The 13371-nt window shown below is 47.4% G+C and carries 12 protein-coding genes; 4 read left to right on the forward strand and 8 right to left on the reverse strand.

Annotation, left to right across the window (positions count from 1 at the left end; all coding sequences use genetic code 11):
* The first annotated feature begins 231 nt into the window (after positions 1-231).
* Both IE163_RS08855 and IE163_RS08860 read left to right on the forward strand, forming a co-directional pair.
* Positions 232-822 carry a sigma-70 family RNA polymerase sigma factor gene (locus IE163_RS08855; protein ID WP_189432412.1) on the forward strand — a complete coding sequence of 197 codons (591 nt, stop codon included), beginning with the start codon at positions 232-234 and terminating at the stop codon, positions 820-822.
* Positions 806-1486 (forward strand): ChrR family anti-sigma-E factor, encoded by a 681-nt coding sequence (locus tag IE163_RS08860; RefSeq protein ID WP_189432334.1) that lies wholly within the window; start codon positions 806-808, stop codon positions 1484-1486. Before IE163_RS08855 ends, IE163_RS08860 begins: the two co-directional genes overlap by 17 nt.
* Before the next feature lie 84 nt (positions 1487-1570).
* Here the strand turns inward: IE163_RS08860 and IE163_RS08865 are convergent, their stop codons facing one another.
* Together IE163_RS08865 and fadR are read right to left on the reverse strand one after the other, a co-directional pair.
* Positions 1571-3814 carry an aminotransferase class V-fold PLP-dependent enzyme gene (locus IE163_RS08865; RefSeq protein WP_189432336.1) on the reverse strand — a complete coding sequence of 748 codons (2244 nt, stop codon included), beginning with the start codon at positions 3812-3814 and terminating at the stop codon, positions 1571-1573.
* A 150-nt stretch (positions 3815-3964) separates the two neighbouring features.
* Positions 3965-4681, reverse strand: a complete 717-nt coding sequence (fadR, locus tag IE163_RS08870) for a fatty acid metabolism transcriptional regulator FadR (protein ID WP_189432338.1) — start codon at positions 4679-4681, stop codon at positions 3965-3967.
* Positions 4682-4806: 125 nt separating this feature from the next.
* Between fadR and dsbB the strand changes: the two genes are divergently transcribed.
* Positions 4807-5394, forward strand: coding sequence for a disulfide bond formation protein DsbB (gene dsbB, locus IE163_RS08875; RefSeq protein ID WP_229833498.1), 588 nt, complete (start codon positions 4807-4809; stop codon positions 5392-5394).
* A 52-nt stretch (positions 5395-5446) separates the two neighbouring features.
* Here the strand turns inward: dsbB and IE163_RS08880 are convergent, their stop codons facing one another.
* The 4 genes from IE163_RS08880 to IE163_RS08895 form a co-directional block, all read right to left on the reverse strand.
* Positions 5447-7141, reverse strand: coding sequence for a methyl-accepting chemotaxis protein (locus tag IE163_RS08880; protein ID WP_189432340.1), 1695 nt, complete (start codon positions 7139-7141; stop codon positions 5447-5449).
* Between the two features lie 162 nt (positions 7142-7303).
* Complete coding sequence (gene bamJ / locus IE163_RS08885) at positions 7304-7918, reverse strand: BamJ family beta-barrel-assembly machinery protein (protein WP_189432342.1); 615 nt, start codon at positions 7916-7918, stop codon at positions 7304-7306.
* Between the two features lie 70 nt (positions 7919-7988).
* Positions 7989-8291, reverse strand: coding sequence for a YfcL family protein (locus IE163_RS08890; RefSeq protein WP_189432343.1), 303 nt, complete (start codon positions 8289-8291; stop codon positions 7989-7991).
* 1 nt (position 8292) lies between these two features.
* Positions 8293-9423: an ATP-NAD kinase family protein gene (locus IE163_RS08895; RefSeq protein ID WP_189432431.1), complete on the reverse strand. Its 1131-nt coding sequence runs from the start codon at positions 9421-9423 to the stop codon at positions 8293-8295.
* A 193-nt stretch (positions 9424-9616) separates the two neighbouring features.
* On the opposite strand from IE163_RS08895, the gene IE163_RS08900 reads away from it, so the two are divergent.
* Positions 9617-11008, forward strand: a complete 1392-nt coding sequence (locus IE163_RS08900) for a coniferyl aldehyde dehydrogenase (RefSeq protein WP_189432345.1) — start codon at positions 9617-9619, stop codon at positions 11006-11008.
* A 35-nt stretch (positions 11009-11043) separates the two neighbouring features.
* Here IE163_RS08900 and IE163_RS08905 read toward each other — a convergent pair whose 3' ends face one another.
* Positions 11044-12204, reverse strand: a complete 1161-nt coding sequence (locus IE163_RS08905) for an MFS transporter (RefSeq protein ID WP_189432348.1) — start codon at positions 12202-12204, stop codon at positions 11044-11046.
* 10 nt (positions 12205-12214) lie between these two features.
* Entirely contained in the window at positions 12215-13330 is a 1116-nt protein-coding gene (gene aroC, locus IE163_RS08910; protein WP_189432350.1) for a chorismate synthase, read from the reverse strand.
* Positions 13331-13371: the final 41 nt, after the last annotated feature.

Genomic DNA, 13371 nt, shown 5'->3' on the forward strand with positions numbered 1-13371 from the left:
TTCAATGGTCGCTATATTACTTGCATTTTATAGAAAATAAATCGCAAAAAATCGCCAAAATCATTCGATTTTTTATTTTAAAAAAAGTTAAACCAGCTAGAATTAGTCCGCGTATAAAGTGACAGTCGAAAACAAGCACTTTAACGCCGGGAAAGAACAAATATGTTGGAATCTACCGCGCTGACAGGGCATCATGATAACTCGCGAGTAACGACGAGGATGCCAGACCGTATGACAATTAGTGCCGAGCCACATATTAGAAGTGGCCAATGGGAAGATGCACTGACTTTTGTTGCGGTAAACGCAGATAAAGCAGCTTATGCTGAGTTGTTTAGCTACTTCGCACCACGGCTTAAAGCCTTTGGTATGAAAATGTTTGGCAATGAGCAGCAAGCATTAGAAATGGTACAAGACACCATGTTAAATGTGTGGAAAAAAGCCAGTTTGTTTGACGCTAGCCGCGGCTGTGCCTCAACCTGGATTTTTACTATCGCACGAAACGTACGTTTTGATATGCTACGTAAGAAGCAGAGTCGTAAAGACGATATTAGCGCAGACGACCTATGGGCAGACGGCGATTATCCGGAGCAAGAAGACTCTAGCAGCGATAAATGGGAAACCATGCTGCTAAGCGAAAAGCTTGCACCGCATTTCGACAGTTTACCGCCGGCACAACGCTTAGTAATGCAAAAAGTTTATCTTGAAGAAAAATCCCATCAGGAAGTGTCTGATGAGTTAGACATTCCACTTGGCACAGTAAAATCACGGATCAGACTGGCTCTGGATCGGCTGAGAGAGGCATTAGATGACACACGCAGTTAAATATCATCCAGGCATGATGCTGATGGAACAATACGTAGAAGGCACGTTATCCGCTGATGTCGCCTTAGCAGTAGCAACACACATTGATTTGTGCCCGCATTGCCAACGCTTGTGTCAGGATCTGCATAATGATCATGGCAGCCAGTTAGCACAGTTAGAGCCGGCATTAAGTCATAATGAAACCGAATTCGAGCAGATGCTGGCTTTTATTACCGAGCAAGCTCCGCAACAAAAGCCGGTTAAAAGAGTTCAAGGCGAGATGGTTACTGTAACCATTAACAATCGCGAATTTAAAATTCCACGTGCACTAAGCCGAATGGCGCAGCAACATGGCAAGTGGTTGCAATTAGGTGGTATTGCAACGGCAAAATTGCCCGCTGGCGATAAATTACATGTGTCCTTGTTATACATAAATAAAGGCACTGAAGTACCGAACCATACCCATTTGGGCATGGAGTTAACCTTAGTGTTAAGTGGGCGTATCTGCGATGAAAATGGCGAGTACGGCGCAGGTGATTTGTTAATTAACTCTCCCGACGACACCCATACTCCACACACCAAAGCGGATGAAGATTGCTTGTGCTTATCGGTATTAAGTGCACCATTGAAGTTTAATAAAGGCTTGGTGCGCTTACTCAATCCACTTCAACAGTTTTTTTACTAGTGTTTTGTTAGATGATGCAGCGTTAGCGCCGACACTTTATCGGCGCTTTTTTTTAGCCTGCAAACCAGCACTGAGTTGTGCTTTTTAGCTCAGCAGTGCTACCCCACCCTGTAAATTCCAGAGCTGACTAAAACCTAAACGACGTAACACCCTGGCAGCCAGCAAACTACGATTACCGCTACGGCATACCAAGAGTAACGGTTGTTCTGGCTGTAATTTGCCATCTAGTACTGCGTTACAAAGCCTCGATAACGGAACTTGCAATACCTCAGCCGCTGTGGGTAGGTAATGGATCAAGGCACCGGCACTTTGCTCGTATGGCTCACGCACATCCAACACAATAAGATCCTGCTGCGCAAGCAGTTGCATCAACGCCACTGGCTGCACTAAAGCAATGGCGTCCTGCGGACTTACTTCGACCAAACCACAAAGGTGCGAACTGGCTTGTTGCAATACTAACGCTTGCTCATTTAAGGTTTGCTGCCAAGCATCTAAAGCGCTGCCAGCCAAAATAGGTTCTAATAATGGGGTTTCCCGCACCGCTTGCTCCAAGGTCGTAACAAAACGCTGTGCGTAATCGTGGCTGGAGAAAAGCAAGGTGTCGGGATATAAGTGTTGTGTTAGTGTGCGCAAGCTTTGTTGTAAGGCGGCGGCGTTACCCCCTGGCATATCAGTACGTCCTAAGCCGCCCGGTAATATAAGATCACCAACAAAGGCGGCTTTTAGTTTACCCTGATGATGCAGCAAAAAACTAAAGGCATGCTCACTGTGTCCTGGCGTAGCAAGGCGTTTTAACTGGTAAGATCCTAACTGCAGTTCAGTTAGTGCCACAGGCCAACCAAGCAGATCCTGCTGGGCTGTAAGCGCAAGTAACTGGCGTAGCAGAACGGATGCCTGGTTTGTTGTCTGGTGCAAATGTGTATCCAACACCGCTAACAACGACAATCCCTGCCCTTGAATAATATTGACAAAACGCTCGGCAAGCGGCAACACCGGATCAATAATAATTGCCTGGCGGCTTTTCGCACAAATAAGCAGATAGCTACAACAAGCATCATATTTAAACTGATATAAGCCATCAGCACTGGGCACATTCAGTGGATCCGTATCCGTTAACACCAAACAATGCTCACGCACTACCGCCGCCAAACTACTGATCCGCGCACAGGCCTCAGCACATTCGGCTGCAGTCATTGCTGGCCCAAAAGATAAACGGATAGCACCTTCGCTACGCCAACGCTCCAATCCCATTGCATCGAGCACAAAACTGCCGGTTACCTTTGAACTACAGGCAGAACCCGAGCTGATCCTAATACCTGCCGCATCGAATAAATCCAGGATATCCTTGGCAAAAAAACCTGGTACCGAGAAATTAATAGTGGTTGGAATAACGAAAGGCGCATCACTATTTAACACCAAAGCAGGAAACACTTTTTTTAATGCCGTTAACAGTTCCGTTCGATAATGCCACAGCACCTCTTCTGAGCAAAACTGGCTAGGCCCGGTTTTTAACAGCTCACTAAAAATGGCATTTAATGCTGCTATCCCGGGTAAGTTTTCCGTGCCAGAGCGTAACCCCCCCTCTTGTCCACCACCGGTAATCAGTGGTCGGTACGGAGCGCCGGCTCTAACGTATAAAAAACCGATCCCCTTTGGGCCATAAAGCTTATGCCCGCTAAAAGGGGCATAATCGATAGTTGTAGCAGCAAGCTGCAATGACATTTTACCTAAAGCTTGCACACAATCGACCAACCAATAAGCATCCGGTTTTATTTGGCGAATTAATTGCTCTAATGCTTGCAGATCCTGACGTACGCCGGTTTCATTGTTCGCAGCCATAGTACAAACCAAAGCCGCCCGTGGCAGTAGCTTTTTTAATGCATCTAAATCCAGCAAACCAGTATCGAGCACAGGAATAGCTTCGATAGTGGCATTTACCTGTAACAGCGTATTCCAATGTTTTAAGCTTTCTGGTACGGCTTTGTGCTCTGTCGCGCCATACAGTAATAACGTCTCTGGCCCGGCCAAGCCATGTGCCCGGATAGCTTGCAACGCTGAGATAACTGAGGTTTGAATCCCTTCGGTGGCTCCCGAGGTAAAAATAATATCGCCATTATCAGCACCTAACAACAAACGAGCCAAACTGCGGGTTTGCTCCAGCGCAGCTTTAGCTTTAATGCCTGTACTATGGCTGCTGCTTGGGTTACCAAAATCTTGCTGCATAGTTTGCAGTACTGCGGCCGCGGCACTCGCAAGTACCGGCGTGGTAGCGTTATTATCCAGGTATACTTCACTGAGCGTTCTACCGCGTTGAATAGGCGCAGACATGATATTTATTCCTCTTTTCCGGTCGCAAATACGCTTTATAACTATTAGCTATATCTTATAACACTTTGTCTGTAGCGCCCAGCGCTTGCTTAAAAATAAAAAAGGCCGCAATACCATCAGTATGTGCGGCCTTTTTTAACATAACAGGAATTACTCTATCAGATCGCGCGGGATCTGTGGCCGCAACTCTAACCATACTTTGCCGCTTTCAATACCATATTTACGCACAGCCATCACAACTTCATCATGTTTCCCGGCCTGGGCGAGCATCTTAAGTTGCTCGTAATACCGCCGTGCCAGTTCACGTGCCGCTGGGTGCGAAAAATAAAAACGAGCAATTTTGTTATACAAACCGCGAAAACCGTTAAGAATTAACACATAAATGCGGTTAGACGAATGTAAGGCTAGTTCATGGTTTAAATTATAATCAAACTCAGCAAAGGCTTCTGGTGTATCAGCCAAGGCTTCTGCGCCAGTAAGCGCATCAATTACTTGTTGTTGATGCGTTTTTATTGCGCCACGAATATAAATCGCGCTGATATTAGTTCGGGCGGATAACAGTTCGTCAACCAGATCAGGCATTCTTTCTTCATCTAAACGCGCCAGCGTTTCCAGAATATTTAAACCCGAGGTTTCCCAAAAATTATTTACTTTGGTTGGCTTACCATGCTGAATGGTTAACCAACCATCGCGGGCTAAACGTTGCAACACTTCACGCAAAGTGGTGCGTGTTACGCCAATCAACTCAGACAATTCACGCTCGGCTGGTAAAATTGAACCTGGGGCAAATTTACCGTTCCAGATAGAATCAACAATGTACTCTTCTGCAAAGCCAGCAGGGCTTTGCGCTTTAATCAGGTTGGTCATGCGGAGCGATCCGTCTCATTAATATCAGCAAATAATTCACTGATTGTACCAGAGCCAAAGCAGTTAACAAGTCACCGTGTAAAATTCGCTTTACTTGAGCAGCATACAGCAGGTTGTGTATTGGCTTGAAATACCTTAGATTAGTCGACTTTCCTGAACAATATCATGCGGAAATCGCTATGTTTCGAGCGCTAAAATCTCTATCCGTAAAACGTTGGCCTTGGCTACTCTTGGCTTTAACTGCCCTGTTGTTGCTGGCAACAGGCTTATATTTTCAATATAGCCTCAACTATCAGCCCTGTATTAAATGTATTTATGTGCGAGCCGCCTTTGCTGGGGTACTACTGGCAGCCATACTGGTCGCATGTGCTCCACGTCAGAGCTTACTGCGCATAATGGGTATTTTAGCCTGGTTAGCCGCGGCAATTTATGGCACGTTGCAAGCACAAGAGCTGGTAAACATCGAACAAATTCTTGCTAGCGGTGGTTTTACTACCTGTGCTTTATTTGCCGATTTTCCAGCTTGGTTGGCTTTAGACAAATGGTTTTCTGCAGTATTTGCAGTAACCGGTACCTGTGGTGGAGTCGATTGGCAATTTGTAGGATTCACGATGGCAGAGTGGAGTCGGTTTATTTTAGCGGCCTATGCGCTGGTGGGTTTGTTAGTATTATTTAGTCAATTTACTAAACCTAATAAAAACCCTTATATGTAATCTGATGTCCGTAAACCCAGCTGGTTAGCTGGGTTTACGTCATTAAGCATGATCAGACCTTGTAGTTACTGACCAATTGATCTAACTCGGTAGCCAGCGCATTTAATCGCTCGCTGGTAGCAGAAGCGCTTCGGGTACCCTCAGCCGTTTCCTCTATTACCACCACAATTTGATGCACGTTCTCATTAATTGCCCCTGAAACATGAGTTTGCTCTTCTGCTGCTGTGGCAATTTGCGCGTTCATATTGTTAATGGTGTTCACTGCAGTGCTAATTTGATTAAGCGCCAGCTCTACCTGGCGGATCTCATCCACACTGCTTTGACTGCTTTGCTTTAAGTTACTAATCAGCTCAATAGCCCCCTTGATGCCCGCTTGCAGCCGTTGAATCATTTGCTGAATTTCCTGAGTGCTCTTTTGCGTACGACTGGCTAAAGTACGAACTTCGTCAGCGACTACCGCAAACCCCCGACCGGCTTCACCGGCACGCGCTGCCTCAATGGCTGCGTTCAATGCCAGTAAGTTGGTTTGCTCTGCAATGCTGCGAATAACATCTAGCACACCACCAATGCTGTCAGATTCTTTGCTGAGATCCGCAATAACCGATACACCATGAGTAACCTGCTCAGCTAAACCATCGATAACCCGCACTGTTTTTAGCAAGGTTTGTTTAGAATTACCGACAAGGTCTTCAGCGTCAGCGGCAGCACTGGACGCTCGCATAGCGCTGTCGGCAACTTCTGTAGCAGAGGCCGCCATTTCGTTCATCGCGGTGGCAACCTGATCACTTTCTGACTGCTGGCGTTGCACGCCTTGTTCAGCCTGGCGCATAATTTTATTAAGATCGTTCGCACTTAAATTAAGTGTTGAAGTAGAACCTGCTACCTGAGCAACCAAATCGCGCACCTGACTGGCAAAGCGGTTAAAAGCTTGCGCCAACTGTGATAATTCATCATGTCCTTCTACCGCTAAACGATGCCGTAAATCACCACCGCCCTCTGCAATATCGGTCATCGCACTTACTGCCGATTTTAGTGGCAAAATAATACTGCGAACCACCACCAGCGCCAATAACATAATAGCAATTAGTGCAATAGTCGCCGCACCTACTGAACTCCATAAGCTGGTCGTCAAAGACTCATCCGCTCTGTTTTGCATAATAGCAACTTGTTTATCTAAGCTATCTATCCAAAAACCGGTACCCAGCATCAACCCCCATTTACTAAGCTCTTCAGCATAACCGAGTTTCGGATCGGTGGTGCTGGTCTCAGCATTATTCCAGTGATAATAGAGGTAGCCTTTGCCACTGCGGGCGGCGTTCCATAAACCGCGGATCACTTCAACGCCATTAGGATCTTTCAAATCCATCAGGTTTCGTCCCTGCAATGCCGGATTAGCGGCATGCACCAGATTGATACCTTGCTGATCATACACAAAGAAGTAACCCATACTGCCGCTATCATCAAAACGAAGTTGACGCAGAATATCGAGTGCCTGAGCTTTAATTTCTGGGTTAGTGCTGGCATCAGGTGCGTTATAAAGATGTGCTATCGCGCTCCTTCCAAGTTGTAAGTAGTTCTTAATAACGGCTTGTTGATTTTGCTGGAACATTTCCTCAAAGCTTTCAACACCTTGCTGCCCAAGTTGCTTAGTCTGATACAAGCTGAAACTCACTAGCAGAATTGCTAACAAAGTACTGGGTAATAAAGCCAGCAGTAAAATTCGGGTTTGGATAGTTAAATTTGCCATAGAGTGCTCTCGGTAAGCTGTTTATTGTTATCGCGATCTATCTGATTATAATGGAAATATAAAAAAGCGCTTTCAAACAGCAAATAATTTTACTAGATGATAGTCGAATGCTATACAAAAAAGCCGGACATTAGTCCGGCTCAATCTGCAACATATTAGCCTTTACAGGATGGCCAATAGTTCTACATCAAAGACCAGGGTGCTAAACGGGGCAATGGCATTACCAGCACCACGTTCGCCATAAGCCAGGTTATGAGGTACAAACAGACGTAACTTAGAGCCTACCGCCATCAGTTGCAGTGCTTCGGTCCAACCGGCAATAACGCCCGATACCGGGAACTCGGCAGGTTCGCCACGCTGATAAGAACTGTCAAACACCGTACCATCGATTAAAGTACCGTGGTAGTGGGTACGTACTGTAGATGCTGTCGTTGGTTTTTCACCTTCAGCAGCAACCAAAACTTCATACTGTAAGCCAGACGCTGTTACCGTTACTTCTGCACGCTTAGCATTTTCAGTTAAAAACAGCTCACCGGCTTCGGCTAAAGCTTCTGCTTTCTCGGCTTCAGCAGCTTGCATACGCTCGCTAATCACACCGAAAGCGGCACGAATTTGCTCGTCTGTCACTTCTGGTGCTTGCTCGTTATAAGCTGCAGCTAAACCTGCTGCCACTGCCGTAATATCTAAACCATCAAAGGGGCGATCAGCTAATTGCTGGCCCATTTGTAAACCAATACCGTAACTCGCGTGTTGTTCTAAGGTGGTAAATTTTGACATGAGGTCCACTTATTTTTGGCTGGTGAAACAAGATACCAGCAGGGTTAAAAATTAAACTTATAGTACGCTATTAGGCAGCAAAAGTCTTGTCTGACTGCTGTAATTGCTGCCAAACGGTGCGAACTTGCAGCTCATCCAACGCTGTGAGCTCACCCTTTTCAACAGCATCAGATAAGCTTCGCTCAACCTGTGCAATGAGCGTAGCAGTGCTAAAGGGTTGCTCCGTTAGCTGTAAAGTGCCGACGACTAAATCAACATGGCCGCGCAAATAGCCAGCAGCAAAGAGTTCGTCGTCGGTCGCCACAGGTACAAGTTGATCAAAATAATCTGCCGCGTGCTGAATAAAACGCTCAGTTTGGGTATTATCATTCATTTTAATGGTCATCCTCATAGCCAAGGCGATACATCACATAGTCGTTGTAGCCGGTCAGTACACTGAGCAGCCCCTGTAATTCACGATCTAATGCCGGCTCGCCGGTATCGGCTAACAGTGGCCGTCCTGCGAGTTGTTGTAATTTCGTTTTTGTGGCCAACAGCAGAATATTATCGCGGCCTATCGCCCGAATCACCGCAGGTGATAGTTGTTGATTACCGCGGCCAAACACATGGCCCTGACCACCGATTAACGTCATGATGAGTTTGCTGGGATAGCCTGTTACCAACTCGAGTAATTGGCTGGCGGTGACATCTTTAGCCAGCAATTGGCCATTTTCGACGACATCGACACCTAATAAGGTGTTGTCTAAGCCAAGCTCAGCCATCACGGCGGCGACGGTAGAACCGGATCCCATCACATAACGTACGTTATCTTCCAATTGGCTCACCACATAGGCAGCTAAGTCATCCAGCACCAACTCTTCAGATTCTTTACCCGCCATTTTAACACTTTGTACATAACGCAGTTCGGCGGGTATCCGCATTTCACCATAGCGTCGCGCCTTCACCACACCGTCACGAAAGGCGGCTTCATCAATATCCATTACCGCAGCCTCTTGCTGGCTAACCAACTCACCGGCAACTAGCTTTGCTAATAGTTTACCTGCGGCTAACGGTGAAATGGCATAAACGCCAGAGTGAATTTTACAGCCTGCGGGGATACCCAGTACCGTGGTGCTCGCAGCCACTATGCTACAGATATTGCGGGCAGTACCATCTCCACCGGCAAACAGTAACAGGTCGACACCTTCTGCAGCCATGACACGCGCGGCTTGCTCGGTATCAGCGGCTTGTGTAGGTATTCTTTCGGGGGTGTAACAACATATATAGTCAAACCCTAGTTCCCGACACAACGCTTCGCCCATTTCACCGGCTACCGTGACAATCTGTACCTTATCGCGCAGCGGCAATAATTGGCTTAAACAAATTTTTGCACGCTGTTCTGCCATGGGCTGAGCACCTAGCGCCAGCGCTTGATCTGCTAAATTATCGCTACCTTTTAAACCAACGCTGCCCCCTAAACCGGCAAGCGGGTTAATAATAAGTCCTAACCGAAACTGCTTTGTCATACCGATACGTGTCCAAACGGCTTGTTTTAGATTACAAGCTGGATTTTCAATGCGCGCATTGTACCTGCTAAGCAGCACCTTGCCCAGTGTTGACAACGCAGGCATAACCAACCGAACAGCCAATAGGGCTGTTGCAACAGCAACAACACTGCTCTACATTAGAGCCTGTATTAGTTATCAGAAGCGAAACTTTATGCCGTCTATCACCGAGCAGTTTAGCCAGCAACAGCGCGCTTTTTATGCAGAGCCCTACCCAAGTTTCCGCCTCAGGCAACAACGGCTACAACAACTTACCCTGGCGTTAAAAATGCACGCCTCTGCTTTATGTGAGGCCGTTTCAATTGATTTTGGTCATCGTAGTGTCGATGAAACACGTCTGTTAGAAATAACGCCATGTCTGCAAGGATTAAAATATCAATTAGCGCACCTAAAAAAATGGATGCGTCCAGAAAAGCGCCGGGTGCACTACACCTTTGCTCCTGCCAGTAATAGTGTTTTGGCTCAACCATTGGGTGTTGTCGGCATAATAGTTCCCTGGAATTATCCTATTTTTCTGGCGCTGGGGCCGCTGATGGCTGCCATTGCCGCCGGTAATCAGGCTATGCTAAAACTCTCTGAGTTTACTCCTGCCACCAATGCTGTTCTACGCACCCTCTGTCAACAGGCGCTGGGCGATTGCGTCACTGTTATCGAAGGCGATGCCGCTGTTGCCGCTCAATTTGCGGCACTGCCCTTTGATCACATACTCTTTACCGGTTCAACAGCGGTAGGTTATAAAGTGATGCAAGCGGCAGCGGTCAATCTTACTCCTGTTACCCTAGAGCTGGGCGGTAAAAGCCCAGTGTTAATAGCGCCTGATGCAAACCTTGCCCGTATTAGTGAACGCTTACTTTTTGGTAAAACAGCCAATGCCGGTCAAACCTGTGTGGCGCCAGATTATGTGTTAGTGCCACAAGCCATGCAGCAAGCATTGGTTGCGCAATTACAAGCAGATTTTCAGCGGTTTTACCCTGATTTTCCAAATAGCAAAGATTACAGCGCCGTGATAAATGAGCGGCAATATCAACGTCTACAAAAGCTACTGGCACAGGCGCATTCTGCAGGTGCTGAACTTATCCCTTGTGCTCAAGCTGATACAACCAGCAACAGGATAATGCCACTCACATTGGTGTTAAATGCCCCTGCTGACAGTCTAATACTACAGGAGGAGATCTTTGGCCCGGTATTGCCCATTATTCCTTACAACAGTATGGAAGAGGCCTTGACCTATATTCGGCAGCGACCAAAACCACTGGCGCTCTATCTGATGAGCGATGAGCAAAAGCTGATCCAACAGGTACTTACCCAAGTTCAGGCGGGTGGCGTGTGTATTAACGACACGCTATTACATGTAGCACAGGATGATTTACCCTTTGGCGGGGTGGGCCCTTCTGGTTTGGGGCACTATCATGGCCCCGAGGGCTTTAAGCGTTTTTCGCACTTAAAAGCTATCCATAAAAAAGGCCGCTTTAGCAGCAGCCGCTTTATCTATCCGCCTTTTAACCGCCCGCTGTTTCGCGCACTGTTAAACTGGCTTAGCCGTTGACGCCTGACGCTTCGCGATCCTTCGCAATATAAAGCTTAGTCTGCCCGCGGCATTTGTCGCGGTAAGCTAATGGCTAACAGCATCGCAAAAAAGGCAGCCACAGCCGCCAGCACATAGGTTTGGCTGGCACCCACGCCATTCTGCCAGCTAATACCAGCAATATATGCCCCGAGCGCCCCGCCGCCGCCATAAATAATACCGGCATAAAACGCCTGCCCGCGACCACGCTGTGCTTTTGGGAAAAACTGCTGAATAAACTGCATGGCACAGCTATGGGCAATAGCAAAGCTACCAGCATGCAGTAGCATACTAAGCGCCAGAGCCAGTGGCGAATGCGCTAAAAAGGCCACCATTAACCAACGCACCACCGTTAAACCATAACAAAGTGCCAACAAACTACGAAAACGATAGCGGTTTAAAATAGCACCAGCGTAATAGAATGCCACGATCTCTGCTAACACTGCTACGCCGATAAAAAGCCCGGTGACCGTGCCGCTGTAGCCTAAATCACGGCTATACAACGTAAAAAAACCATAAAAAGGAGCAAAACTCATTTGTAATAAAAAGGCCGCCCCCATAAAGAGCCAGAGCACCTTACTGGAAAACAGTTCAGTAAAAGACATCTTGCGCTGTAAACTTGCTGGTGCAACCGGCATAGCAGGCAAATTTAACAGGCTGACTAACAGTAATAACAAAAACAAGGTGGCAGTAGCAGGCATAAACTCGCTACCAAACTGCTGATAAAGCCAGCCGCCAAGCATCACTAAAATAATGTAGCCAACACTGCCAAAGGTACGAATTTTACTATAGGCACCGGCATCATCATTTAAAGCATGGAAGGTACAGACTTCTAATTGCGGTAAAATGGCGGTCCAGAAAAAGCTAAAAAAGGCAAAACCCAGCAGTAACGGCCAAAAACCGGCATCAATAAAGCTGCTAAACCAGGCCAGAATGGCTATAGCGGCTCCCAAACGCATAATACGCAGTGGTTCTGCGGTACGGTCAGCCAGCGTTCCCCACAGGGCAGGACCGACAATACGGGTAGCGGTAACCAGCGCCAGTAATAAGCCAATTTGCGCAGAGTCGAACCCCCGGCCATCCAAAAATAAACCAAAATAGGGCACAAAAATGCCCAGTACCCCAAAATAAGCGAAATAAGCCAGCGACAAGGCTGGCTTAGCAGATAATCTTTGCAAAGGTTTCTCGTTAATCTAGCTGTTGTTGTCGTGCTATGGCGGCAATATCCGGCGTACTCACCTGCACACCGGCATTTTGTGCTCTGTGGCGCAGCAGATGATCGAGTAACACGATAGCCAACATCGCTTCGGCTACCGGTACCGCACGAATACCTACACAGGGATCGTGCCGGCCTTTAGTAACGATATCAACCACTTCCCCCGCCGTATTGATACTTTTACCCGGAATACTGATACTGGAGGTGGGTTTAAGCGCCATACTGACCAGTAAATCCTGACCGCTGGAAATACCGCCTAAGGTGCCGCCTGCATGGTTGGCACTAAACCCCGTTGGGGTTAGTTCATCGCGCCCAGTAGAGCCCAATTGTTCCACCACCGCAAAACCATCCCCTATCTCCACCGCTTTTACCGCGTTAATACTCATCATGGCATGGGCAACGTCGGCATCTAAACGGTCAAATACGGGCTCACCCAAGCCCACCGGCATCCCTGTTGCCACCACATTAACGCGGGCACCAACTGAATCACCGGCTTTTTTTAGCTGGCGCATATAGTCATCCAGCGCTTCTAGCTTAGTGGGATCTGGAAAGAAAAAAGCATTATTTTCAACTTCTGCCCACTGTAATTGCTCAGCTTTTATCGGCCCAAGCTGTGCCAGATAACCGCGAATTTCAATACCACAGTGCTCTTTTAAATACTTTTTCGCGATAGCGCCTGCCGCTACCCTAACAGCGGTTTCACGCGCAGACGAGCGACCACCACCACGATAATCACGCAAGCCAAATTTGTGCCAGTAAGTATAGTCGGCATGCCCAGGTCTAAATTGGGCCTGTATAGTGGAGTAGTCTTGCGAGCGCTGATCGGTGTTTTCAATCAATAAACCAATGCTGGCACCCGTAGTCGTGTCGTTAAAGACGCCAGAGAGGATCTTGACCGAGTCTTCTTCACGTCGGGCGGTGGTATAGCGCGAGGTCCCCGGTTTACGCCGGTCTAAGTCCAGTTGTAAATCTTCTGTAGTGAGTGTCATCCCTGGCGGGCAACCATCAATGATGCCCCCTATCGCCGGGCCATGGCTTTCGCCGAAGGTGGTGACTTTAAACAGTTGCCCTATGCTATTACCTGCCATCGCTATTTCCTGTCATCTTTATGCTTGAACCTTTATTGGCT

It is taken from the genome of Alishewanella longhuensis, from assembly GCF_014653435.1.
In the GTDB taxonomy this organism is placed as follows: domain Bacteria; phylum Pseudomonadota; class Gammaproteobacteria; order Enterobacterales; family Alteromonadaceae; genus Alishewanella; species Alishewanella longhuensis.